This is a genomic window from Spirosoma spitsbergense DSM 19989 (genome assembly GCF_000374085.1).
GTDB lineage: Bacteria > Bacteroidota > Bacteroidia > Cytophagales > Spirosomataceae > Spirosoma > Spirosoma spitsbergense.
In genome coordinates, this window is sequence record NZ_KB893561.1 from 36,959 (window position 1) to 60,765 (window position 23,807).

A 23,807-nucleotide genomic window follows, 5' to 3' on the forward strand; every position below is an offset into this window, starting at 1 on the left:
GATAGAACCTATTCGGTTAGGGTACGGGCTACCAGTCCAGACATACTTGGTAGTCCCAGCCCGACTAAACTAGTTATAAAAGGGAAGAGACTAATACCGGCTCCTCCATCAGTTGATTCGCTTATATTGACTTGCGATGGCTTCTCCACGAAGGATTATGATCGATTTGTCACCGTAAACCTAAGACTGGCAACCGGAGCTACACCAAGACTGTATCGGGATGAAACATCTGACGACTTTTCGGAGTACGCCGAGTATCCTCAGTGTACTAATTCTGTTCCAGACAGTGTAGCGTGTAAAACTATGGCTACCATGTACGTCTATAAAGCCTACTACTATGTAGAGAAATATGTCTATCCGCTCGATGAAAAAATCTATTATGTATCAGAACTTGTAGATGGTTGTGAAAGTGAGCGGGTACCAACCAAGGTGAGAATACTTTGGCGACCAAGCATTGGCCCCACGCCCGTTAATCAAAATAAGCCAAGTGAGGGAAATTATCACTATGGTCATTTAACGTATTGCCAGGGTCAACAGGCTTATCCGTTAAATGTCAATGGGCATACTCCTCCGCCTGAGAACTACCATGTTGTCTATTACAATAATGCGCCAATTAGTCTTCAGGATCTACTGTCAGGTGGCACATTAATACCACCTGTTCCAGATACCCGTGTGCCCAATCGGCTAGCCTACTCTTTCAGCCTCGTTCCAATTGATAGTAAGAAAGGGTGTCCATTGATATACAACAACCCGAATGACCTTTTTTCTGCGACTAGTCTTTTAGTAACGGTTGATCCGCAACCTGCCAAACCAACCGCCCTAACCAGTATAATCAGTTATTACCAGGGTCAGGCATCGACCCCGCTGAGTGCCACAACGACTGATTCCACCGCAACCCTGGTCTGGTATGGTACCAACGCTACGGGGGGCACTGGTTTAACCATGGCTCCTCAGCCACCAACCAGTCAGGCTGGGCAGTTTACCTATTACGTAGCCCAGAAAGCAGGAACGTGCGAAAGTGAGCGGGTGCCCATACAAGTAAGGATCAATCCGCTGTTGAGTGTGGATGACCCTTCATTAGCAGATGCCATAGCCATTTTCCCTAACCCGGCAATTTCGTCGCTTACGGTGCGTATTAGTGGGCTATCTGCGCGACAACCGGCTCAATTAGACCTGATCGACCTCAATGGTCAGATAGTTCTGCACCAGGAAACGCAGCGTGAAACCTCAATTTTGACCCTGGACGATTACCCAAAAGGTAGTTATCTGCTACTGATTAAGGTTGATAATCGTCGGGCTTCCAGGCGGGTCATGAAGCTGTAAAATGAGCAGGATGCATCCTGCCATTAGGGCTAGTTTATTAGCTGACTGTCAAGCTACCGTATGAGAACCGACGGCTAAATAAAGCAGGTTATTATACCGGATTTCCAGCGCCATGGCCCGTTTCCAGCGCAGCCAGTCTTTTCGCCAACCGGTTGCTTTTTCTATCTCCGGCTGAAATTCAGCAACAACCTGTCGTCTCAGTTTCCAATAAACCGGTTGTCGTTTTGCGCAGGAATGAATGAGTCCTGTTTTCATAGTTTAACCGGTGTTGGACCGGCTATCTGTCAGCCTTAAGTAAAAATAGAATGTTCGGCTGTCAATTGCAATCATACATTCTATTCCATCATCTCCTCACACGAGTAAAGCAGGATCGCTTTATCCATCCGGTTACTACGTCCATGTCCCTATTAGCTTGAACAGGAAACCAAATTCCCTTGCCCGGTTGTTTGCTGTTTATTGGGTAAATTTGCCCACTAATTAAATCGCGGGGCTTTGAACCCCGGCAGATATGAGCAAACACGGACGCATTCTGGTCGCCATGAGTGGCGGCATTGATTCTTCGCTGGCAGCGGTGATGCTGCACGAAGAAGGGTACGAGGTCATCGGCATGACCATGAAAACCTGGGACTATGCCTCATCGGGCGGTACCAAAAAAGAAACGGGCTGCTGCTCCCTCGACAGCATTAACGACGCCCGCAACATCGCCGTTAATCTCGGCTTCCCGCATTACATTCTCGACATCCGCGAAGAGTTTGGCGATGCCGTTATCGACTACTTCACGGGGGAGTACATCGAAGGGCGCACGCCCAACCCCTGCGTTATGTGTAATACGCACATCAAGTGGGATGCCCTCCTGCGCCGGGCCGACCGGCTGGATTGTGAATCCATCGCTACGGGTCACTACGCTCACATCCGGCACGAAACAAATGGAGCAGATCCAGCGGGTAGGTACGTTCTCTCGAAGGGGATCGATACGCTGAAAGACCAGTCATATGTACTTTGGGGGGTGTCGCAGGAGAGTTTGAGCCGCACGAAACTACCGCTGGGACACCTGCGAAAATCCGACATCCGCGATATGGCCACAGAACGCGGCTTTATGGAACTGGTCACCAAATCGGAATCGTACGAAATCTGTTTCGTGCCCGACAACGACTACCGGGGATTTCTGAAACGACGAATGCCCAGTCTGGAATCCGACGTGGCCGGGGGCAACTTTATCATGGAAGGCACCGGCAAAGTAATGGGCCAGCATCAGGGCTACCCATTTTATACTATCGGTCAGCGCAAAGGACTGGGCATGGCGTTTGGGCAACCAATGTTTGTGACCGAGATTCGCAAAGATACCAACGAGGTGGTGCTGGGCCTAGATAAGGACCTTTATCGCGATGGCATGGTGGTCAGCAAACTCAATCTGCAAAAATACGATGCCATCAACGGGCCTCTGGAAACCGTTACGAAGGTTCGGTACAAAGACCCCGGCACCCCGGCAACCATCACCCAGTTGGGGGATAAAATTGAGGTACTTTTCAAGGAAGGCGTGTCGGCCATTGCACCGGGACAAGCAGCCGTTTTTTACGAAGGCGACGATGTTATTGGCGGTGGCTGGATTATGAAAAGTTTCCGTCAGTCCGACAACTGGCAAAATGACGATTTGGCCGTACATACAGAGCCACAATCGACTATTATCCCAGTTACTGTTTAACGAAAAAGTGCCCTTGAACAGGACGATGCCTCTATTGACAAAGCTGATACGTAGAGCCACTGACCGGCGGATTATCAGCTTTGTCAATGTATTTTTGATTACCCTTTTCTCCTGACAGGCAGACCAGCCAGCGATAATTTATCGTTTAGAAAAAAACACGACAGCCCACTTTACCGAAAATTTAACTATCCCATGCGGAAACTCATTTACCTAATCGCCTTGTCTCTTGGCCTTCCCCTATGCCTTTCGGCACAAACGGCACCATCCAGTACGGCACCGTCCGGTGGGGCACCATCCGGTGGGGCCGCACCCAAAGGCCACCCAAACCCCAGCGGTCCCGGATGGAAACCGTTGTTTGCGAGCGACCTGTCCGATGCTCATTTCCCGGCAGGGGTCTGGAGTATGGATGATGGTGGTATAATAACCGCCACGGCTGACAAAACTCTCTGGACGGCCATACCCTACGAAGATTTTGTGCTGGATTTGTTTTTCAAAACTGCCGAAGGGACAAATAGTGGGGTAGTTATTCACGCGAGTGATACGACCAACTGGATTCCAAATTCTGTAGAGATTCAGATTGCCGACGATTACGCCAAACAATGGGCCGAATCGCCAAAAAACTGGCAGTGTGGCGCCTTTTTCGGCCATCAGGCTCCAACCAAACATGGAATCGTGAAGAAACCCGACGAGTGGAACCGGTACACCATTACCAGTCTGGGCAAAATGATTTACGTTGTGCTGAACAACCAACTCATAAACACCATAAATCTGGAGCAATTCACCTCGGCCAAAACGAATCCCGATGGTTCGAAGGTCCCCGAATGGCTCAGTAAACCACCCGCCAGCCTACCCATTAAAGGCTACATTGGCTTGCAGGGCAAACACGCGGGCGCGCCCATCTATTTCCGAAATCTGAAGATAAAAGCATTGTAGCTTTTGTTAATCCGCTGCCATGCAACCCGAACCCCAAACCCGTCACAGCCGCGTGCTGCCTGAACTACGCTTCTCGCTCAACCTACTTTATGTAGGGCGATTGTTACTGGGTATGAATGCCACAGCCTTAGTTGATGACAATGCACTGACTGAACTGGACGAGCGCATAGAAACGATAACGGACGAGCTGGTAGCCACCGAATTACTGCACGAAGCGGCTCTGCTAGCCGGTGACAGTTTGCCCAACATACCACCCAACAGTGAATTTTAGGCCGTAATCCGTTTCTTTGCAGTCTCATTCGATACGACACGTAAGGCCGCCTGTCTAACGGCTTTTCCTATTTCTTATGGCTGATACGCCTTCTGAACACGTTAATCCCTGGGCGGCCCCTTCCTGGGCGGCCCTCTTCGATATGGACGGGGTGCTGATTGCCAACACCGACTTTCATATTAACGCCTGGCTCCGGTTTGCCCAACAGCATGGTTTTTCCCTGACGAAAGACCAGTACGTGGAAAATATCAACGGGCGCGTTTCCGCCGATGCAATGGCGTACGTGTTCGGGCAACCCATTTCGGCGGGTGAACTCATCACACTGACCGAAGAAAAGGAAGCGATTTACCGAGAACTTTACCGTCCGCACCTCCAGCCGACACCCGGCCTGATGGCTTTTTTAAACGAGCTAAAAGAACAGCATATACCGGCAGCCGTGGGCACATCGGCCCCGGAAAGTAATGTCCGGTTCACGCTCGACGGGTTGTCCCTTCGCCCCTGTTTCAAGGCGATAGTCGATGCCAGCATGATTCAGCACGGCAAGCCCGACCCGGAAATCTACCTGACAGCCGCCCGCATGACAGGTGTTGAACCGACACGCTGTATCGTATTTGAAGATGCCCTGTCGGGTATTGAAGCAGGTTTACGAGCGGGCATGGCTGTAGTAGCTCTGGCTACGACGCACACCCGCGAGGAATTAGCCGACACGGGTGCCGCCCTGATTATAGATGATTTTACCGGGTTAACGGTACAGAATGTTTATCAATTAATCACCCGGTCGTAACCGGCTGCCCCACCCAGATTATATACCTTTGTTGAAAAATAGCAGCATCAATCGTTACTTGTTTGGCTTATTCATCTGACACCCCCATCATTCCGGCCCGCGAGGGCTTTTTCTTTCCGGCCGAGTGGCACCCGCACGTAGCTACCTGGCTGAGCTGGCCCCATACCGAAGCATCCTGGACCCGCGAACGGCAGGAACTCATGTTTCCGGCTTACATCGACTTTATCAAAGCCATTGCCGAAAGCGAACACGTTTGTATCAACGCCCATAACGAAACGGTGATGCAGGCCGCTAAACTGCGTCTGCTACTGGCCGACGTCGATATGAGCCGCATCACGCTCCTGCCCCACCCCACCAACGACTCGTGGTGCCGCGACCACGGCCCGGCATTTCTGATTAATCCCTCAACGAAGAAGCGGATTATTGTGAACTGGGGCTACAATGCCTGGGGCAACAAATACCCGCCCTACGACCGGGATGACCTAATTCCCATTGAAATTGCGCATTACCGACATCTTGAATACGTAACCCCTGGAATTGTCATGGAAGGCGGCTCGGTGGAGTTCAACGGCGCGGGTACGGTGCTGACCAGTCGGGCCTGTCTGCTCAACCAGAACAGAAACAGCCACCTCACGCAGGCCAATATTGAGCAGTACCTGTGCGATTACTACGGCGTTCAGCAGGTGCTTTGGGTAGAGGAAGGCATCGTGGGCGATGACACCGACGGACACATCGACGACACGGTTCGCTTTGTCAGTGAAGACACGGTCATTGCCGCTTACGAATCAAACAAGAACGACGACAATTACCCGTTTTTACAGGAAATTCACCACGAATTGAAACAGATGCGGTTGCTGAACGGCAAGCAATTGACCATTGTAGAACTGCCAATGCCCGACCCCGTCTGGAGCGATGGGTTACGCCTTCCGGCTTCGTACGCTAATTTCCTGATTACCAACGGTGCCGTGATTGTACCCACCTTCCGTTGTGCCAAAGACCAGCAGGCACTGGACATCATTGGCACCTGTTTTCCTGACCGTAAAATCGTTGGCATCGACTCCACCGACATCGTCTGGGGCCTCGGCAGTTTCCACTGCCTGAGTCAGCAGGAACCAACTCTTTAAAGGAGTGAGTATTTAGGAGTGAGGAGGCTGACGCAACTATTACTTTCGCGCCAGTCTCCTCACTCCTAAATACTCACTCCTACCTCCAAAACTATGTACGATAACAAAACATTTCGCTCCGTTACCAATACCAGCAATGGCGAGGTGAGTGGCGATACGTTTTTTCACTACCATCAACAGGCTAACATTGTCTGGGCTGAGTACGCTGGCGGCAGCATCCGGAAAGGGTTCCTGATTGCTACAGTACAGCCGGATAACAGGCTGGATATGCGCTATCAACACGTTAACATTCAGGGCGAGTTGATGACGGGCATCTGCCAGTCTACCCCCGAATGGCTGGCCGACGGGCGCATCCGGCTGCATGAGCAATGGCAATGGACCAGCGGCAATTACTCAACGGGGGAGTCCGTTGTGGAGGAAGTTTGACCAGTATGCAGCCAGCCAACGGTATCGTTCCCGTCGTGAACGGTGAAATACGGCCGATGTGCCAATAAGCTCATCTGTAGTGTCGTTTCCTATACAACGCGAATGTTTTTATCCGTGAATCTGTTCTCCCAGTATTTTAAAATCTCTTTTGTTAGACGCTATGCGCCATTGTATAGGCGGTTTTTTATTGGCTCTTTTTGTAACAGCCTGTAAAACAACCGCACCGGTTGTTGTTAAGCAAACCCCTCCAGAACCAGTTCTGCTGTCTCTGGGTACCAAAACCTTCACGACCGATGATTTTTTTCAATCGTTTACCAAAAATCAACTTTCGGCGGATTCATCCCTGCGAACCGATATCAACGATTACTTTACGTTATATACTAATCTGAAACTGAAAGTGCTGGTTGCCGAAGCCGAAGGCCGGGATACAACGGAGGCTTTTCGGGAAGAGATGACAACCTACCGCAAGCAGCTGGCACAGGCCTATTTAACGGATAAACCACTGATCGAATCCCTGGCTTCGGAAGCCTTTCAGCGTATGCAGCAGGAAGTCAACGTATCGCATATTTTGATTCCGGTGGCCGAGTACGCCCTGCCTGCCGATACGCTCGCGGCTTTCAAACAGGCATTAGCAGTAAGAAAGCAGGCACAGAACGGAACTGATTTCGCCAAACTGGCCCTCGATTATTCGAAGGATGCCACAACGGCCCAAAAAGGTGGCAGCCTAGGCTACACAACCGCCTTTGGCCTTATCTACCCGCTCGAAACGGCCGCTTACACAACGCCCGTTGGAGCCATTTCGCAGCCGGTTCGTACCCGATTCGGGTATCATCTTGTTAAAGTCAACAGTCGCCGACCGAGTCGGGGTCGGGTACGCGTAGCGCACATACTGGTGCGCCTGAGTCCCGATGCCGACGAAGCGGGTCAGCAGATAGCCCGGCAGCGAATTGACGCGATTTACGCCCGTTTGCAAAAAGGAGAATCGTTTGAGGTGGTTTGCCGTGACGTGTCCGACGATGCTACCTCCCGAAATAACGGGGGTGTTTTGCCCCCCTTCGAGCCGGGACGCTGGGTTCCTGCCTTTGAGGATACCGCCTTCGCGCTCACCGCCCCCGGCGACTACTCAGCCCCCGTACGGACAAATTACGGCTGGCACATTATTAAACTTATCGAACGCAAGCCGCTGGATTCCTATGCGACGATGGCCCCCTCCCTGCGCCAGCGCGTTACAACCGATAGCCGGGCCGATTTGGTACGGCAAGCCACCGTGCAGCGGTTGAAAAGTGTCTACCCGGTACGGGAGAACACGGCCATGCTGGAAACGGCATTCACCAAAGCCGACAGTAGTTTACTGCGCGGCCAATGGCGGCATACGGAACCACTGGATGCCGCCTTGCATGGCAAACAGATGGTCATGATCGCGGAGAAACCTTACACCGTCAACCAGTTTTTCGAGTACGTACAGCAACGCCAGCAGCCACAGCGAAATCCAGCGCTGGCCTCCTCCCCGGCCAGCACGTCCACCAGTAATGCCCTGACAGGCTCCCCGGCCGTAGCCATGCATCGGTTGTTCAACCGGTTTGTAGGTGACCAGTTGCTGGCTACTGAAGAAGCGAACCTGGACAAAAAATTCCCGGAGTTCCGGGCACTGATGAATGAAATCCGCGATGGGGTTCTGCTCTCACAGGTGATGGAAGAAAACGTGTGGGAACGGTCGATGGCCGACTCGACGGGTCAGCGTCAATACTTCGAGCAGCACAAAGCAGATTATCAATTCCCGGAGCGGGCCGTGGCTACCATTCTGACGGCTTCCACCGACAGTCTGCTGAAACAGGCGACACTGGCCCTGAACAGTAAACCTCCTTACCAACTCCGGCGGTCGGCGGGGTCACTGCCTTTCACCAAAAACCAGACTACCTTAACTCCCGAGCAACGCGAAATCCTGGTCGAGCTGCTGGCCGTGATGGGGCAAAATCCCGGCTATGTCGTGGAAGTGTCCGGCTCACACGATCCCACCGAGCGCGACTCTATTTCGGCAGGACGCATCCGAACGGTGGTGAACTACCTGCAAAAAAGTGGCGTCCCCCTCATTCGTATTATGGAGAAAGATTACCAGGGTGCGCGACCCGGCGTTCGGGCCGATGCCCAGCGTAATGTAACCTTCCAGTATTTCAGCAATGCCAGAGAGGATGTTGTCAAGGCCATTAACAGCAAACAGACGGCACCGTCGATTTTATCCATTAAAGAGGGTGCGTTTGCCCAGGGAGACAACCCTTATATCGACGCTATCGACCGCTGGAAAGTAGGTACAACTACCCTGCACAAGGATGGCAGGGCGATAGCCGTTATTATTAACCGTCTCGAACCGGCACGAGCCAAAACATTTGCCGAAGTACGGGGCACGGTCATTAATGCGTATCAGACAATACTCGAAAAACAATGGCTGGAGCGGCTTCGGCAAACCTACCCGGTAAAAGTCAATGCTGCCGAAATGCAGAAATTAGCGAAATAAGTGCCTCTTTTCAGTACACTTCATTCGGGCATGCGTTCGATAGAAGTACCACTTAAAATTTCTTAAAACACGAACCACATACCGTTCTGTGCGTATCTTTGAAACTATGAAAAAAGTAATTGGTCATTTGCTTATTGTCCTGACTGGCTGGTTTCTAACCACGCCCTCCTTCGGTCAGGGACAGGGAATTAGCCTCAACAAAATAATTGCCAAAGTAGATAACTACTACGTGCTACACTCGGATCTGGAGGAAGCCACGCAATCCTACATTGGACAGGGACAGAAAGCCCCTCAGAAGTGTCAGTTGCTGGAAAGCCTGGTTATCAACAAAATGATGCTGGCCAAAGCCGATATTGACTCTGTGGTGGTAGACGACAAGATTGTGGATAGCGAACTCGATACGCGGATGCAGTACATGGCACAGCAATTTGGGTCGGAAAAGAACATCGTCGAAGCATACGGCAAAAGCCTGGAAATGCTCAAAAGCGAACTGCGCCAACAGGTGAAAGAGCAGAAGATTGTGCAGAAAATGCAGCAGAAAATTACGGCCGACGTGAAGGTGACTCCCCGCGATGTTCGTAAGTTTTTTGACGCTATTCCCAGAGATAGTCTACCCTACATGCCCGCCGAAGTAGAAGTGGGCCAGATTGTCCGGATTGCCAAAGCGACCAAAGAGCAGAAAGAGGCCCTCCGGCAACGGCTGCTCGATTATAAAAAGCGCGTAGAGGCAGGTGAAGATTTTGGGGCGTTAGCCAAGCAGTATTCCGAAGACGTGAGTTCTGCCGAAAAAAATGGTGACCTCGGTTTCGCCAAGCGCGGGATGATGGTGGCGCCCTTTGAGGGGGCAGCCCTCAAACTAAAGCCCAACGAAATGTCGGACGTTGTAGAATCGGACTTCGGTTTACACCTGATTCAGTTGATTGAAACCCGTGGTGCCGAGTACCACGCCCGCCACATCCTGCTCCGTCCCGATTACAACCGCCTGGATATGAGCGGCCCAACGCATTACCTGGACAGTTTGCGGACGCAGATTCAAATCGATTCACTGAAGTTTGAAAAGGCAGCCCACGATTACTCCGACGATAAAAATACCGCCGATGCGGGTGGTTTGCTTCGCGACCCACAGTCGGGTGGTACTCGGCTCGCCATGGACGGCAGTATGGAATACGCGATGTTCCAGATGCTCGATACCATGAAAGTAGGTAGTATTTCGCCACCACTGCCCTACCGGACAGAAGATGGCAAAAGCGGGGTACGGTTGTTGTACTTCAAAAGTAAGGTTGCCCCTCACACCGCCGATTTTTCGAAGGATTTTGAGAAACTACAAACCATTGTACTCCAGAACAAGAAGAACCGGGCCATTGACGACTGGTTCCGAAAGTCGGTTTCTGACGTGTACATAACGGTTGACCCTGAATTCCATGATTGTAAAATATTTGGCTCTACAAAAGGCAGTGCCTCTACACTCAGCGGGGGAGGAAATGAATGATAAATTATGAATGATGAATAAGGTTACTCTCTATTCGTCATTCGTAATCACAGCGGCAATTCGGCCTTCATTCATCATTGCATAATTCATCATTTATAATTCAAAAAACCTGTGCCTTACACATCTGATGTTGCCGCTGCGGAAGCCCTCACCCGCTCATACGAAAAGCTAAAAAATGAAATCGCCAAAGTCGTTATCGGTCAGGACGAAACAGTTCGACTACTGTTGACAGCCATTTTCTGCCAGGGGCACTGCCTGCTGGTGGGTGTTCCGGGCCTGGCCAAAACCCTCTTGATTCAAACCATTGCCGGGGCGCTGGACCTCGATTTCAACCGGATTCAGTTCACACCCGACCTGATGCCATCGGATATTCTGGGTTCTGAAACGCTCGACCAGGAACGTAACTTCAAATTCATCAAAGGACCCATTTTCGCCAATATCATTCTGGCGGATGAGATTAACCGGACTCCGCCCAAAACCCAGGCGGCCCTGCTGGAAGCTATGCAGGAATACTCCGTTACCATCGCCGGGCAGAAGTATAGCCTGGGTCGTCCTTTTTTCGTACTGGCCACCCAAAACCCGATTGAGCAGGAAGGAACCTACCCCCTGCCCGAAGCGCAGTTGGACCGTTTTATGTTCAATATTTACCTGGATTATCCGTCCTACGCGTCTGAGCTGGATATTGTTAAAAGCACGACATCCGACCAGCGGTATGAGGTACAACGCGTAGTTACGGGCGAAGAGATCCGGGAATTCCAGCACCTGGTACGCCGGGTACCGGTGGTTGACAATGTGATTGAGTATGCCGTGAAACTGGTGCATAAAACCCGCCCCAACACCGAAATGGCGTCGGCTGATGCCAATCAGTATCTGGAATGGGGCGCAGGTCCCCGGGCTTCGCAGGCACTCATTCTGGCGGCCAAGTGCAATGCGCTTCTGGTTGGTAAATACTCCCCCGATATTGAAGATGTAAAAGCCGTGGCGATGCCTATTCTTCGCCACCGTGTGGTACGGAACTTTAAAGCGGAGGCCGAAGGCATTTCGGTTGAGCAGTTAATCAAACGGATGATGTAAAAATAGTTGTCCAGTTAGTGATTCGGTGCGTGGCTGACGTGAGCATAACACGTTCGTCAGCCACGCACCGAATCACTAACTGGACGAGTTACTTTTCCCCAGAAAATCATCTCCCTCTCTCCCCGTCGAGTCATCATCGACGCCGGTAGGTTTGACCTCTTCGGTGTCTTCGCCCACCAAAAAATCTGGCCCGGCAGCCGTTTCATCCCGGTCGCTATCCTGTGTTTTTTCGTCTTCCTTCATCGCGTATTAGCTGGTTGTTTTAGCCATAACCCACCTGCGAAGGACTTGGTTATCGCAACTCAACTTTTCAGGTACCAAACAGGTGCATCAACCAGCGTTACGTGTACCAACTGCCCTACCTGCACATCATTTCGGCTGGTGAACAACCGTACCGATACGTACCGCGACAGGTCAACATCCAGTTCAAAATTACTTCCCCTAAAATACACGGCCCGAACAGTACCCGGTGTGCCCGCATCGCTGAGGGTAATCTGTTCAGGCCGCAGGCAAACCAGCGCATCCGGGCTGCCGGAAACGGGCAGGTCAAACAAGGATACGTGTTTCGCTTTGATAATCGTGACCGGCCCCGTCATGCGGGCGGCATAAGCCGTAACGGGCCGATGGTATAGGTCGGCCGGTGCTCCCAACTGAATCAGTTTTCCATCCCGCAGAATGCCCAGCATGTCGGCAATAGACAGCGCATCGGTTGTATCGTGCGTCACAAACAGGCAGGACGTTTGCACTACTCCGTCGGGCTGATGCCGGACCAGATCGAACAATAGATCACGTACCAGCAGTCGATTGGGTAGATCGAGATGACTGAACGGCTCGTCCAGCAGCAGCACCGCCGGTTTATCGGCAATGGCCCGGGCAATTGCCGTCCGTTGCTTTTCGCCCCCCGATACCTGCCGGGGCAACCGCTCCTGAACGTCGGTCAGGCGACACAGTTTCAGCAGTTCGTTGACCCGGAAATTACGGTAGCTTTTTTCGAAGAAGCGAAGCGCATAGGCAATATTCTCCCGCACCGACACATTCGGCATCAGTTGATACTCCTGATGCACCAACCGGATAGCCTCGTGCCCCGGCACCAGTTTCTCCGATGGTCCCAACACGCGCTCATCATTGAACTGAACCTCACCTGTATCGGCATCGGCCAGCCCTGCCAGCAAATTCAGCAGCGTACTTTTCCCCGATCCACTAGCCCCCACCAGGGCCACAATCTGCCCGGGCCGTAGCGAAATAGATACATTCCGCACGGCTTTTACGTCGCCCGGAAAGGATTTGGTGAGTTTAGTGGCGTTGAGCATGCTTGCGTATAAAACCAGCCCTATAAGGTTTTTAAAACTTTACAGGGCTGAGTAGCTGAGTATCAAAAAATAAAACTGGTACTTAAAAACTCCGACTTATGCTCACCCACAATCTCGTTCAGAATAGCCTTATTGGCAGCCGTATCTTTCGTCGCCACGGCCGACCGGATGGAGAACGAGCGCAGGGCATCTTCTACCGAAAGCGTTCCTTCGGCGGAGTCTTTGCGACCGGTAAACGGAAACGTATCGGGTCCGCGCTGGCATTGGGCGTTGATATTGACGCGGCTGACGAGGTTAACGAGCGGATCGATAAGTGCGGCAATTTTAGTTGTGTCGGTGCCGAAGATACTCGCCTGCATGCCGTGATCGTCCGTGATAAGGTACTCAATAAACTCCTCGGTATCGTCGTACACGACAACCGGAATAACGGGACCGAACTGTTCTTCCCGGTATAGTCTCATCCCTTCTTTTACCGGATAAACGACGGCGGGTTTGAATAGAGATGCCACCGTCTTACCCCCATCTTCATTCACTACCGATGCCCCACCGGCTTCGGCATCGGCAATGATATCGGTCAGATAGTTCGTTTTGGTCGGTTCGGGGAGGGGCGTAATCTGGACACCGGCCTGCCAGGGCATACCAGGTTTCAGTTTACTAACTTCGGGGCTAAACTTCGCCAAAAACCTGTCAACGATGGAGCGATGCGCCCAGATAATCTTGATGGCGGTACACCGCTGCCCATTAAACGAAAGTGAACCAAGCAGGCACTCGCTCACGGCCACATCGAGGTCGGCATCCGGCAGGATGATGGCTGCGTTTTTCGCATCAAGACTCATGATTGACCGCAGCCGATTTAGTTTGGGATGAAATCGCTGCAATTCATCGGCTACTTTGCTGGAGCCAATCAGCGTCAGCACGTTTACTTTGCCCGACTGCATAACGGGCGGCACTACGTTGGCCCCCCGGCCGTACAATGAATTCACCACCCCTTTTGGGAAGCTGGTCCGAAACGCTTCGAGCAACGGATAATGTAGTAGCGAACCGTGTTTGGGGGTCTTGAAGAGAATCGTGTTTCCCATCAGAATGGCCGGCATGAGCGTTGTATACGTCTCATTGAGCGGGTAATTGAACGGCCCCATGGCAAGCACAACACCCAATGGTGACCGCCGTATTTGCCCGATAATACCCTCCTCGATTCGGAAACGTGATGAGTTCCGGTCCATGTTCTTAAGGGTGTCGACGGTATCATAAATGTATTTTACGGTCCGGTCGAACTCTTTAGTCGCGTCGGCAAGATTCTTACCGATTTCCCACATAATCAGGTTGATAACCAGTTTCCGTTGCTCCAGCATTTTTCCGATGAAGGTTTCCATGCAGCCAATTCGGTCGGCAATTCTCATCTGTGGCCACTCTCCCCGGCCATTATCGTAGGCCGCTACGGCGGCATTCAGGGCTTCTATCGCCTGTTCCGGACCAGTAACCGGGAAACTACCGACTAACTGCCGCTGCAACGTACCAGTGGCATCGGGCAGGCAAATGGGAGAGTATACGTCGGAGGTAGGACCATCCCAGGAACGCATTTCGCCATTGAGCAGGTATTCACGTTGGTGGATGGGGTCGATACGGTATTCGGCAGGAATTTGATCCATGCCAGCCGGAAAGAGACTGTTAAGTTGTGCGTTGTTCATGAAGTAAACTAGTTGTAAGTAACAGCGGTAAACGTCGCGATTTAGCCAACGAAATCCTATCCGCTACCAACAATATTGGCTGACTTTCGCAGGAAATCAGCCAATATTTTGCAAATGCAACAACCAGTTTTTAAAGCCGGAGGTCAACAAGGTTTCGATCAAAAATAGATTTAACATCGAATACGATAGATTTCTCATCCCTCTTCAACCAATTGACATCCAGTTCGAGGAACTGTTTGTGCGCTACCGTCAGAATAATACCATCGTATTTATCAACCCCTATATCATGGATCAACTCAATGCCGTACTCCTGCTGCACCTCCTGTGCTGATGCCCAGGGATCATATACGTCTACGGTAAGGCCAAAATCTTTTAACTCGTGGTAAATGTCAATCACTTTTGTGTTGCGGGTATCGGGGCAATTTTCTTTAAACGTAAACCCCAGAATAAGAATACGGCTCTGTTGAATCTGCGCCCCATTTGCAATCAATTGTTTCAGGGTTTTTTTTGCGATAAACACCCCCATTCCATCATTCACCAAACGCCCCGACGATATTACCTGCGGGTAGTAGCCCAGACTTTGTGCTTTATGAACCAGGTAATAAGGATCGACGCCTATGCAGTGTCCACCAACTAAACCGGGTTTAAATTTTAAGAAATTCCACTTAGTAGCGGCCGCGTCAAGTACATCGTTCGTATCAATCCCCATTTTATCAAATATCAGTGCCAGTTCGTTCACGAACGAAATATTAATGTCGCGCTGGGCATTTTCTATAGCTTTAGCTGCTTCTGCTACTTTAATGGATGGAGCCTTGTAAGTACCTGCTTCAATGATGGAGCGGTATAACTGATCGATACGTTCCGCAATTTCATCCGTAGACCCCGACGTGATTTTTATGATCTTCGTTAACGTTCTTTCTTTATCACCGGGGCTGATTCGTTCGGGTGAGTAGCCACAGAAAAAGTCTTTATTGTAGCTTAGCTTACTCCATTTTTCCAGAACAGGGACGCAATCTTCTTCCGTACACCCCGGATATACCGTTGATTCGTAGATAACAATGTCTCCTTTTTTCAGCAACTTCCCAACGGAAGCGGATGCGCCGAGGAGATAACTTAAGTCGGGTTTTTTATAGGCGTCAATGGGCGTGGGTACGGTGATGATGAAGACGATACAGTCCTTCAAATCGTACACATCGCTGGTAAACGACAGGAACGACGACTCATCCATCTGCTCTTTACTCATCTCCAGCGTAGCATCGTACCCATCCATCAACTCCCGTACGCGCCCTTCGTCGATGTCGAAACCCACAACCGGGTATGCCCGCCCGAACGCCACCGCTAGCGGCAACCCCACGTACCCCAACCCAACGATACCGATGGATACTTTTTCCCGGTCAGCCATGCAAAAAACAAGTAATAAAGACGGCGTAATTTAGTCATACACCAATCCGCAACATACGAATTACGCGCATGTCGCCCGAATTGGCTATTATTGTAAACGAATACGTTCCGGATTTCACCAGCGGCATATGGTGTTTAATTCGTTTACGAAGTCACCGTACGTCCGGCTAGCCGCTGTAACAAGTTTCCATTTCCAGTGTCTAGCGAGTGCCCAAAAACTCATCTGAATGACAAAAATTAGTCTTATCGCTGCCGTTGCCCAAAACAAGGTTATCGGCCGTAACAACGACCTTCCCTGGCACCTACCCGACGACTCTGCGTATTTTAAACGTAAAACCAGCCATCACCCTATTGTGATGGGCCGCAAATCACTAGATGCCCTGGGAAAACCATTACCCAACCGCACGAATATTGTGCTAACCCGCAATCAGGATTTTAGTGCCGACGGCGTAACCATTGTGCATACGCTGGATGAGGCCGTAGCGAGGGCCAAAGCGATTAACCAGAAAGAAATTTTCATTATCGGGGGAGCCGAAATTTATAGCATGGCTCTGCCTATAGCCACAACCCTCTATCTAACCGAAATTCAGCAGGCATACGAAGGCGATGCTTATTTCCCGGATTTTGACAAAAATGAGTGGCAGGAAGTCAGTCGCCAGCCGCATTCAGCCGATGAGCGGCACGCCGTGGCTTTCGACTTTGTAGAGTATGAACGCAGACCCTGAACGGTAGCGTTTAAACGTATTATCGACTGCCCACAAAGAATCGGGTTTGCGGTTAGGCGTTTGCCGGTAATGTCAGTACGAATTCGGTAAACTGCCCTTCTTCACTTGTCACGGTTAGGAATCCATTATGCCCCTTCTTCACGATATCATAGCTGAGCGACAGGCCCAGACCAGTACCCTGCCCGGTAGGTTTGGTGGTGAAGAACGGCTGAAAAATCTTTTGCCTGATGGCCTTTGGAATACCAATTCCATTATCGCGGATTGTTATGCTTAGCTGATCTGCTTCTCGGCTTGTTTTGACCGACACTTCCGGATAATAGTCGGAGGGGGCTTGTTGCTGGCGTTTCTGTACGGCGTAAAATGCGTTATTGAACAGATTCAGGAAAACCTGCCCTATTTCCTGCGGTACCAGCATTACCGGACTCAATCCAGCGTCGAACTGGGTGGTTAGTTTCACCTCAATAGACTTATCTCTGGACCGAACACCATGGTAAGCCAGTTTCAAATATTCTTCAGTCAGCAGGTTTATATCCGTACGCTCTTTCTGTCCCCCACTGGGCCGGGCATGCTCTAGCATCCCTTTAATAATGGCCGAAGCCCGATTTCCGTGCTGGTTTATTTTTTGAAGATTCTGCTGCACATCGCCTAACAAGTCATTTTCCAGTTCCTCATCGCGTACCGCATTCTGGCGATTCTCCATCAACTCGGTGACTAATTCTGAACTGACTTCCGAAAAATTATTGACAAAATTTAGTGGATTTTGAATTTCATGCGCAATACCAGCTGTAAGCTCGCCCAGAGAAGCCATCTTCTCGGCCTGGATAAGTTGCGTTTGGGTTGTTTTCAATTGGGTCAATGTTAGTTGAAGGGCTTCTTTCTGCTCACTCAACTGCCGATTAGCCAGTTGCTTTGACCGGTTATTACGGGTTAGGATGAGCGAAAAAGCTACTAAAAGGGCTATGCAGCCAATTAAGACCAACGCAAATTGTTGCTGACGCCGACCCTCCTGATCGCGCAGTTCCTGCTCTTTCGTTAACAATTTAATCTGAGCTTCTTTCTTGAGCAGACTCTGCTGGTACTGCAACGAAGCCAGACGCCGAGTGGTAGCTTCGGCAGTCAGGCTGTCCTTGTAAACACTGTATTGTAAGTAATACCGATAGGCCTGCGCATAATCACCCTCTTTGGCAAACGCCTTACTCAACTCCTGGCTAGAGTCACGAAGTTTCTTCCGCGCCGTGATTTGTTGCGCTACTGGCGAATTGCCACCACCAGAACGAATGAGGGTATCGAGCCAGCGATCAACGAAATCGGGCCTGATATGCGCTTTACGGCTCAAGTCTGGCGTTTGCGGTTGAACAGGCAGAGAAGCCTGGTAATCGGCGGGATTAGTTGAAAAGGTCCGTTTATCGTGTATTCGTCGCTCCATCGGCGAAGTTGCTTCGGGAGGAAGCGCTGTGGACTCTTTGCTTTTGGCAAGCTTCGCGCCACTAATACGCATGGAAACATCCAGTGCGTCCATAACAGCAGTAAATACTGAAACCGAAGCAGGGTACTTCTTAGCATTACCATTCAGTATGCGCCCTACCTGACTCATGGCCCAGCCCGCGTCGCGCAAATCACGGATTTGAATCGCTATCCCTTTGGCTTCCTGCGAAAGAATAGCCGCCTGATCGGGTCGTTGTTGTTGTAGTCGTATGTTGGCTAACTGACACAATGCTACTACCTGACCAGGCAAGTAAGCCAGTTTACGGGCCGAACTAAGGAGCGTGTCGGCTGCCTCAACAGAGTTGATATTCCTCCTTAGTGCTCCTTTCAGGCGGCTGATCTCCTCATTTCCTGAAGGTCGTACTGGTTGCCCCGATGTGCTGTCTGGCTGTATGGACTGTGCCCATGCATGAAGTACGTTCAGTTGTAAAAACAATACGAGACAGGCGCTAACGCCAACGTAAAAAAGTTGCTTCATAGGTGGTTACTCAACAAACCATACACTTCCTATTTTTTATCTCCTGAAACCAGTAGCCGTGCTTACGCAATTCAATACAAGTATACCCCGAAAATACGTAAACCGTACGCGGGTGGCCCAGCCAAAAGTTCGGAACTCCCGGCCGGGCCACCCGCGTACGGTTTGGCTTTATCTTAGGTACTTACTTCAGGCTCATTACCGCCTGCTTATACTTAGCCGTGCGGGCATCCTGAATGACACCTTTCCAGTTCAGGCCAAAGCCAAAATCGTACGCATTCCCGTCCGAATCACGATACGGAGTCATGTCGCGGGGCACGTCTTCGGCCTGGGCTTCTACGGTTTTCATATCGGCGGGCATCTGCATGGGGAGTAAGGCAGAGGGTTCGTGCTCACCCGTCAGGATGTCCAGCAATGCCTGGTCCTGTACCCCGAAATGGGCCAGAATCGCGTTCGATTCCTTTTCAAACTCACCAACAACCGTCGGGTTCGATACCTGTAGCGCTACAATGACGGGCTTGCCATTCATTTTGGCGTAGGTTTCCGTTACCATACCCAGATCGGCCGTGTTAACTGTTTTCGCCGTTTTACCCGAGTAGGTACGGTTTGTGAACGTCTCCAGCGGATCGCCACCGGCAATACTTGGGTCGCGGGTGCCCTGAGCGGTATAGTCGCCGTACTGTAAACTAACCGGAACGTAGCCCCTACCGCCCGCTTTGGCATCGGGAATGCTGTACCCGCCCCCCGAATCCGGACTGCGGACAAACACCAGCGCGTAATCGGCTTCGGCCGGGTTGTCGGTTACGGTGAAGTATTTTTTTACGATGGTCAGGTTAACCGGATACTCCAGTTTTTCGGGCATATCCATTCCCAGAAAGTTACGACCCGCAGGCGTAAATCGTTTGGGTATATACACCGTTTTGCCTCTGGTGAGCGGCAGGGCGTTGGCTTTATTCTTTAGCATCACCACCGATTCCAGTTGGGCCTGATACCCGGCATTCATGAAATCGGCGTTACCCACCGTTTTTTGTGACGCCTGCGGGTCCAGGTACGGATTTTCAAACAGCCCGGTACGGATTATATTTTTGAGCAGCCGAACCGCCGATTGCTCAAAACGGGTACGCATGAATTTTTCCCCGTGTTCGGTAACACCCATCTGATAAGCCGCAATTACCGGCCCTGATTCATTATTGCCACCAAACTGGTCTACCCCATTCATCAGGATTTTGTAGTGTCGCTGCGGAATTGTCAACTTCTCGACTCCCCACGATTTCCCGGTCAGAAACACATCTACCGCCGTTTCGTCGGCCGTAATAAGCCAATCGGTACAAACAACGCCATCATACTTGTATTGCGTACGAAGCAGGTCGTGAATGATGTATTTGTTGTAGCTGTTACCCACGTTTTCGCCGTATTTTTTGTCCTGATTAAACGAAATGGTGTAGTACGGCATCACGGCCGAAGCCATCCCGGTTTTACCGTTCAGTTTAAAGGCACCATTGATAAAAGGCAGCAAATGGGTCATCATGTTATTGCCGGGATATACCGCGTATTTACCATAGCCGTAGTGCGCATCACGCCCACCCTCGCCAGAGCCGCCCCCCGGCCAGTGCTTCACCATCGCATTGACGCTGTTGTAGCCCCAGCCACCCGTAATTTCGCGGGCACCGGTTGAAGTCTGGAACCCGTCGATGTACGCACGGGCCATGTCGGTAGCCAGTTTGGGGTCCTCGCCGAAGGTGCCGCTTACGCGATTCCAGCGCGGGTCGGTGGCAATGTCGACTTGGGGGGAAAGGGCCGTAGCGATGCCCAAGGCCCGGTATTCGGTAGCCGCAATCTGACCAAATTTCTGTACCAGATCGGGGTTGAACGTAGCGGCCAGCCCCAGCGAACCGGGCCACATCGAAATAGTCCCGCCGGAACCAGCGTTAAATTCGGCATCGGCCCGGGTGCCATGCCGGGGGTCGGAGCTGCTGTTTATGGGAATACCCAGTCCCAGCCCTTCCACCAGGGCCTGCGCGTTGTTGTTCCATTCGGCAGCCGCTTCCGGACTTTGTACCGACGTTATCAATACGTGGCGTACATTATCCTTAGTCAGAAACTCCTTTTGCTGGTCCGACAAATCGGACACCTTAACACCACTCTGGGCAAAGACTTTTCCGTTGTATGTCCCGGCAAAGGGGCCACCCGCTGCGGCAGGAATGGGTTGGTGTTTACTGTAGAGCATCAGTCCGGCAATCTGATCGATGCTCATCTGAGCGGCCAGATCCTTCGCCCGAACATCGGCCGACAACCGCCAATCTTCATATTTATCCAGCTTGCCGTTTCTGTTCAGGTCTTTGAAGGACAGCCCCTTATCGGTCAGAATTTTAATGCCGGAAGCGGGCGCATAGCCTACCGTTTGCCCTCCTTTATTTGTCACTTTTGTCCAGTTTCCGGTTTTTGTTCCGGTCCCGTTCTGGCCAAACAGCAAGGAGGTAGAGAGGAGGCCCATCAGGCCGAGGTATGTGATTTTTTTCATCATAGTTGGCAGGTAATTAACGCAGGTTACGTCATGGGAATAAATTACAGAATTGTTTTCTGCTCCATCCGCGTCGACATGGGCAGATTCAGGAACGCACCGGCGAAGGATTCAGTTGCTTGGGCGTCTGTACTTACCCTTCCCCGGTAACGACACCGTTTGATGTCGTTACCGTCACTATACCCGTCTTAATGCTATTTTAAGGAATGTACGTCTCTTCATTAATCAAGGTATTGGCACACCTTTCTGAGTTTTAAAAAAAAACAGGAGACAATCAGGGAAGGAGTTTCCCCAATAATACGGGATACGAACAGAGGATTTGTTATCCGTTAGTTGAATAATAGTGGTACATATTCATTCAGGTACTGCCGCCAGTTGATCCAGGTATGGCCACCCGATGATTCTTTATACTGGTATTTGATGTTGTGCCGGTCGAGCAGAGCCAGCGTTTTTTTGTTGGCATCCATCACAAAATCATCCTTGCCGATGGACACCCAGAATAGCTTCTTGCCTTTGTTGAACGATGGGTCATTCAGCACCTTCGCGTATTTTGTCTCCGCTTCGTCAATAGATGGCCCAAAAAAGCCGGAACTGAAAACACCCACGTAATCGAACAGTTCGGGATGTGTCATCGTCACGTCCAGCGTTTGAAAACCACCCATACTTAATCCGGCCAGGGCTCTGTCTTCGGGTTTGTTCAAGGTCCGGTACGTTTTCTCCACCATGGGCATTACGTCTTTCAGCAACTCGCTACTAAACAAATCCCGCATCTGGTTCATGGTCTGTGCATTGGGCATACCTGTTTGCGGGGGCAGCGGCATGCTCCCATTGGGCATCACCACAACCATAGGTCTGGCTTTTCCAGCAGCAATCAGATTGTCTATAATGAACCCGGCCCGGCCAATGCTGTTCCAACCCGAATCATCATCGCCAGCCCCGTGAAGCAGATAAAATACGGGGTATTTGGCGTTCCCTTTATCGTAGCCCGGTGGCGTATATACGTGCATCCGGCGCATCATGCCCAACGTACTGGATGGATACCATACCTCCCGCACTTCGCCGTGAGGCACCATTTTATTGTCTTCAAAAGCCGTTTCGGGACCGGGTACGGTCATTACATTTTCGATACTGCTGATACCCTGCTTGATAACCGGATTTTTAGGATCTGCCGTCCGCACACCATCCACCACCAGCGTGTAGGTGTAGTAGTCGGGGCGAAGCGGGCCAACGATCGTTGACCAAACGCCAAGATCGTTTTTGATAAGGTTGACTGGTTTATTAGACCCCGTAAAATCGCCGGATACGGTTACTTCGCTGGCTTTGGGGGCGTAAATCTGAATAGCAACCCGCTTGTCGTCCATCACCTTAGGTGATTTGAGCGTATCATTCGGGGTCGGCTGTCGCTGGGGTGCCTGCGCCAGCAGGCCGGATACCAGCAGAGAAGCACACAGGGTCATTAAAGTAAAGCGCATAGGTCTGGTTTTTTTACGATTAGATTAAAAGGAAACGGGGCATATCTCGTGCAGGCATACCCCGCCATACGTTTGCCTGTCTTATAAAACAAAACCGAACAAAATCATTTATTTACTCGCATCGGCTGAATCCGGGCATTGCTCCACCCAGCACGAACGGGCAGAACCTAACTGCCTGTACCGTTGATAACGCAACTGGCACGAATACGGCGTTGCTCCGAAAAGGCGTTTATCATTTATTGCAGGGCTTCCGCAACGGCCCGTAACACTTTAGCCGAAACACGCTCTTTGAAATTCGGGTTGATGTGTTCGTATTTGATAACACCCTTCGTATCGAGAACGAACACGGCGGGTACGGGCAGTAAACCATCTTTATTTTTGCCACCACTACTTTTCAGCAGCATATCGGCATTTTTGGCGGCCGCTTTAAAAGCCAGTCCAAACCCTTTGGCCGCCGTTAAATCGGCATCGGAGAGCAGTGTATAGTTTAGTTCGCTTTTTTCGTAGGTATTTTTCAGACCCTCCGGTGCATCGGTACTAATGGCAATCATCTGGTAGCCCAACCGATCCATATCGGACTGAAGCAACCTGAGTTCGGCCAGGTGCGTGGTGCAGTATGGACACCAGCCACCCCTATAAAAAACCAGCAGGGTCGGTTTTTTGGCGATTTCACTTTTCAAGCTTACCGTCTCGCCCTTCACTGTACGCAGTTGTACAGCAGGAATCGTTTCGCCCACCAGCAGCGGACTAATGTCTTCGGGTTTTTCGGGTATATCGGGGGCAATGGTTGTAAAGGAAAATAAAGCCAGCAGGCTAATCAGCAGCATGTGTTTCATATAGATGGTCGTTGTGCCGGGCAGCCTCCTCTATTCGTGAAGGCTGCGTCGACGGTCGATTTCGCAAGTTAGTGAATCCTGGCACCTTCGGGCCATACTACCGCAGCAGACAGTTTGGCCTGTCGATACTTAGGCAAGACAGATTATATACCTGACCTAAGTACAGGACAAAAGTGGTACAAGGTGGCCAACAGGTTGGCCTTTAAGGATTCTATCGCGCAGTTCATCTAAACCGTGACGGAATAAACTAAACAAC

General features: G+C 51.0%; 20 protein-coding genes. 11 read left to right on the top strand and 9 right to left on the bottom strand.

Features of this window, described 5'->3' with window-relative positions; genetic code table 11:
* Positions 1 to 312: 312 nt before the first annotated feature.
* Positions 313 to 1,323, top strand: coding sequence for a T9SS type A sorting domain-containing protein (locus B157_RS39080; RefSeq protein ID WP_169521772.1), 1,011 nt, complete (start codon positions 313 to 315; stop codon positions 1,321 to 1,323).
* A 48-nt stretch (positions 1,324 to 1,371) separates the two neighbouring features.
* On the opposite strand, the gene B157_RS0121125 is transcribed toward B157_RS39080, so the two are convergent.
* Positions 1,372 to 1,578, bottom strand: coding sequence for a hypothetical protein (locus tag B157_RS0121125; RefSeq protein WP_020605302.1), 207 nt, complete (start codon positions 1,576 to 1,578; stop codon positions 1,372 to 1,374).
* 253 nt (positions 1,579 to 1,831) lie between these two features.
* On the opposite strand from B157_RS0121125, the gene mnmA reads away from it, so the two are divergent.
* From mnmA to B157_RS0121170, 9 genes are all read left to right on the top strand, one after another.
* Positions 1,832 to 3,025 carry a tRNA 2-thiouridine(34) synthase MnmA gene (gene mnmA / locus B157_RS0121130; RefSeq protein WP_020605303.1) on the top strand — a complete coding sequence of 398 codons (1,194 nt, stop codon included), beginning with the start codon at positions 1,832 to 1,834 and terminating at the stop codon, positions 3,023 to 3,025.
* A gap of 192 nt (positions 3,026 to 3,217) precedes the next feature.
* The gene (locus B157_RS0121135) at positions 3,218 to 3,958 is read left to right on the top strand and encodes a 3-keto-disaccharide hydrolase (RefSeq protein ID WP_020605304.1); all 741 of its coding nucleotides are present in this window, start codon (positions 3,218 to 3,220) and stop codon (positions 3,956 to 3,958) included.
* A 19-nt stretch (positions 3,959 to 3,977) separates the two neighbouring features.
* Positions 3,978 to 4,229 carry a hypothetical protein gene (locus B157_RS0121140; protein WP_020605305.1) on the top strand — a complete coding sequence of 84 codons (252 nt, stop codon included), beginning with the start codon at positions 3,978 to 3,980 and terminating at the stop codon, positions 4,227 to 4,229.
* Positions 4,230 to 4,305: 76 nt separating this feature from the next.
* Positions 4,306 to 5,013, top strand: a complete 708-nt coding sequence (locus B157_RS0121145) for an HAD family hydrolase (protein WP_020605306.1) — start codon at positions 4,306 to 4,308, stop codon at positions 5,011 to 5,013.
* A gap of 62 nt (positions 5,014 to 5,075) precedes the next feature.
* Positions 5,076 to 6,137, top strand: a complete 1,062-nt coding sequence (locus tag B157_RS0121150) for an agmatine deiminase family protein (RefSeq protein WP_020605307.1) — start codon at positions 5,076 to 5,078, stop codon at positions 6,135 to 6,137.
* Positions 6,138 to 6,230: 93 nt separating this feature from the next.
* Entirely contained in the window at positions 6,231 to 6,563 is a 333-nt protein-coding gene (locus tag B157_RS0121155) for an avidin-fold protein (RefSeq protein WP_020605308.1), read from the top strand.
* Positions 6,564 to 6,723: 160 nt separating this feature from the next.
* The gene (locus B157_RS0121160) at positions 6,724 to 9,075 is read left to right on the top strand and encodes a peptidylprolyl isomerase (RefSeq protein ID WP_020605309.1); all 2,352 of its coding nucleotides are present in this window, start codon (positions 6,724 to 6,726) and stop codon (positions 9,073 to 9,075) included.
* Positions 9,076 to 9,181: 106 nt separating this feature from the next.
* Positions 9,182 to 10,564, top strand: coding sequence for a peptidylprolyl isomerase (locus B157_RS0121165; protein ID WP_020605310.1), 1,383 nt, complete (start codon positions 9,182 to 9,184; stop codon positions 10,562 to 10,564).
* A 111-nt stretch (positions 10,565 to 10,675) separates the two neighbouring features.
* Positions 10,676 to 11,638: an AAA family ATPase gene (locus B157_RS0121170; RefSeq protein WP_020605311.1), complete on the top strand. Its 963-nt coding sequence runs from the start codon at positions 10,676 to 10,678 to the stop codon at positions 11,636 to 11,638.
* A gap of 75 nt (positions 11,639 to 11,713) precedes the next feature.
* Here B157_RS0121170 and B157_RS39085 read toward each other — a convergent pair whose 3' ends face one another.
* The 4 genes from B157_RS39085 to B157_RS0121190 all read right to left on the bottom strand — a co-directional run bounded on the left by B157_RS39085 (position 11,714) and on the right by B157_RS0121190 (position 16,038).
* Positions 11,714 to 11,881, bottom strand: coding sequence for a hypothetical protein (locus B157_RS39085; RefSeq protein WP_020605312.1), 168 nt, complete (start codon positions 11,879 to 11,881; stop codon positions 11,714 to 11,716).
* A 59-nt stretch (positions 11,882 to 11,940) separates the two neighbouring features.
* Positions 11,941 to 12,948: an ABC transporter ATP-binding protein gene (locus tag B157_RS0121180; protein ID WP_020605313.1), complete on the bottom strand. Its 1,008-nt coding sequence runs from the start codon at positions 12,946 to 12,948 to the stop codon at positions 11,941 to 11,943.
* A gap of 62 nt (positions 12,949 to 13,010) precedes the next feature.
* Positions 13,011 to 14,636, bottom strand: coding sequence for an NADP-dependent glyceraldehyde-3-phosphate dehydrogenase (locus B157_RS0121185; RefSeq protein ID WP_026308860.1), 1,626 nt, complete (start codon positions 14,634 to 14,636; stop codon positions 13,011 to 13,013).
* A gap of 130 nt (positions 14,637 to 14,766) precedes the next feature.
* Positions 14,767 to 16,038: a nucleotide sugar dehydrogenase gene (locus tag B157_RS0121190; protein ID WP_020605315.1), complete on the bottom strand. Its 1,272-nt coding sequence runs from the start codon at positions 16,036 to 16,038 to the stop codon at positions 14,767 to 14,769.
* A 226-nt stretch (positions 16,039 to 16,264) separates the two neighbouring features.
* Between B157_RS0121190 and B157_RS0121200 the strand changes: the two genes are divergently transcribed.
* On the top strand, positions 16,265 to 16,762 hold the full coding sequence (locus B157_RS0121200) for a dihydrofolate reductase (protein ID WP_020605317.1): 498 nt from the start codon (positions 16,265 to 16,267) through the stop codon (positions 16,760 to 16,762).
* A 52-nt stretch (positions 16,763 to 16,814) separates the two neighbouring features.
* On the opposite strand, the gene B157_RS0121205 is transcribed toward B157_RS0121200, so the two are convergent.
* From B157_RS0121205 to B157_RS0121220, 4 genes are all read right to left on the bottom strand, one after another.
* Positions 16,815 to 18,725 carry a sensor histidine kinase gene (locus B157_RS0121205; protein WP_026308861.1) on the bottom strand — a complete coding sequence of 637 codons (1,911 nt, stop codon included), beginning with the start codon at positions 18,723 to 18,725 and terminating at the stop codon, positions 16,815 to 16,817.
* Positions 18,726 to 18,906: 181 nt separating this feature from the next.
* Positions 18,907 to 21,246 (bottom strand): glycoside hydrolase family 3 protein, encoded by a 2,340-nt coding sequence (locus B157_RS0121210; RefSeq protein WP_020605318.1) that lies wholly within the window; start codon positions 21,244 to 21,246, stop codon positions 18,907 to 18,909.
* A gap of 326 nt (positions 21,247 to 21,572) precedes the next feature.
* Positions 21,573 to 22,715 carry an esterase gene (locus B157_RS0121215; protein WP_026308862.1) on the bottom strand — a complete coding sequence of 381 codons (1,143 nt, stop codon included), beginning with the start codon at positions 22,713 to 22,715 and terminating at the stop codon, positions 21,573 to 21,575.
* A gap of 236 nt (positions 22,716 to 22,951) precedes the next feature.
* A complete protein-coding gene (locus tag B157_RS0121220; RefSeq protein ID WP_020605320.1) occupies positions 22,952 to 23,551 on the bottom strand; it encodes a peroxiredoxin-like family protein in 600 nt (199 codons plus the stop codon).
* Positions 23,552 to 23,807 lie beyond the last annotated feature (256 nt).

Bases quoted from the DNA above. Each gene is read 5' to 3' on its own strand.
- B157_RS0121205 (WP_026308861.1), bottom strand. From the start codon at position 18,725: ATGAAGCAACTTTTTTACGTTGGCGTTAGCGCCTGTCTCGTATTGTTT.
- B157_RS0121180 (WP_020605313.1), bottom strand. From the start codon at position 12,948: ATGCTCAACGCCACTAAACTCACCAAATCCTTTCCGGGCGACGTAAAA.
- B157_RS0121185 (WP_026308860.1), bottom strand. From the start codon at position 14,636: ATGAACAACGCACAACTTAACAGTCTCTTTCCGGCTGGCATGGATCAA.
- B157_RS39080 (WP_169521772.1), top strand. From the start codon at position 313: ATGTACGTCTATAAAGCCTACTACTATGTAGAGAAATATGTCTATCCG.
- mnmA (WP_020605303.1), top strand. From the start codon at position 1,832: ATGAGCAAACACGGACGCATTCTGGTCGCCATGAGTGGCGGCATTGAT.
- B157_RS0121215 (WP_026308862.1), bottom strand. From the start codon at position 22,715: ATGCGCTTTACTTTAATGACCCTGTGTGCTTCTCTGCTGGTATCCGGC.
- B157_RS0121160 (WP_020605309.1), top strand. From the start codon at position 6,724: ATGCGCCATTGTATAGGCGGTTTTTTATTGGCTCTTTTTGTAACAGCC.
- B157_RS0121140 (WP_020605305.1), top strand. From the start codon at position 3,978: ATGCAACCCGAACCCCAAACCCGTCACAGCCGCGTGCTGCCTGAACTA.
- B157_RS0121155 (WP_020605308.1), top strand. From the start codon at position 6,231: ATGTACGATAACAAAACATTTCGCTCCGTTACCAATACCAGCAATGGC.
- B157_RS0121200 (WP_020605317.1), top strand. From the start codon at position 16,265: ATGACAAAAATTAGTCTTATCGCTGCCGTTGCCCAAAACAAGGTTATC.
- B157_RS0121190 (WP_020605315.1), bottom strand. From the start codon at position 16,038: ATGGCTGACCGGGAAAAAGTATCCATCGGTATCGTTGGGTTGGGGTAC.
- B157_RS0121145 (WP_020605306.1), top strand. From the start codon at position 4,306: ATGGCTGATACGCCTTCTGAACACGTTAATCCCTGGGCGGCCCCTTCC.
- B157_RS0121135 (WP_020605304.1), top strand. From the start codon at position 3,218: ATGCGGAAACTCATTTACCTAATCGCCTTGTCTCTTGGCCTTCCCCTA.
- B157_RS0121220 (WP_020605320.1), bottom strand. From the start codon at position 23,551: ATGAAACACATGCTGCTGATTAGCCTGCTGGCTTTATTTTCCTTTACA.
- B157_RS0121165 (WP_020605310.1), top strand. From the start codon at position 9,182: ATGAAAAAAGTAATTGGTCATTTGCTTATTGTCCTGACTGGCTGGTTT.
- B157_RS0121210 (WP_020605318.1), bottom strand. From the start codon at position 21,246: ATGATGAAAAAAATCACATACCTCGGCCTGATGGGCCTCCTCTCTACC.
- B157_RS39085 (WP_020605312.1), bottom strand. From the start codon at position 11,881: ATGAAGGAAGACGAAAAAACACAGGATAGCGACCGGGATGAAACGGCT.
- B157_RS0121125 (WP_020605302.1), bottom strand. From the start codon at position 1,578: ATGAAAACAGGACTCATTCATTCCTGCGCAAAACGACAACCGGTTTAT.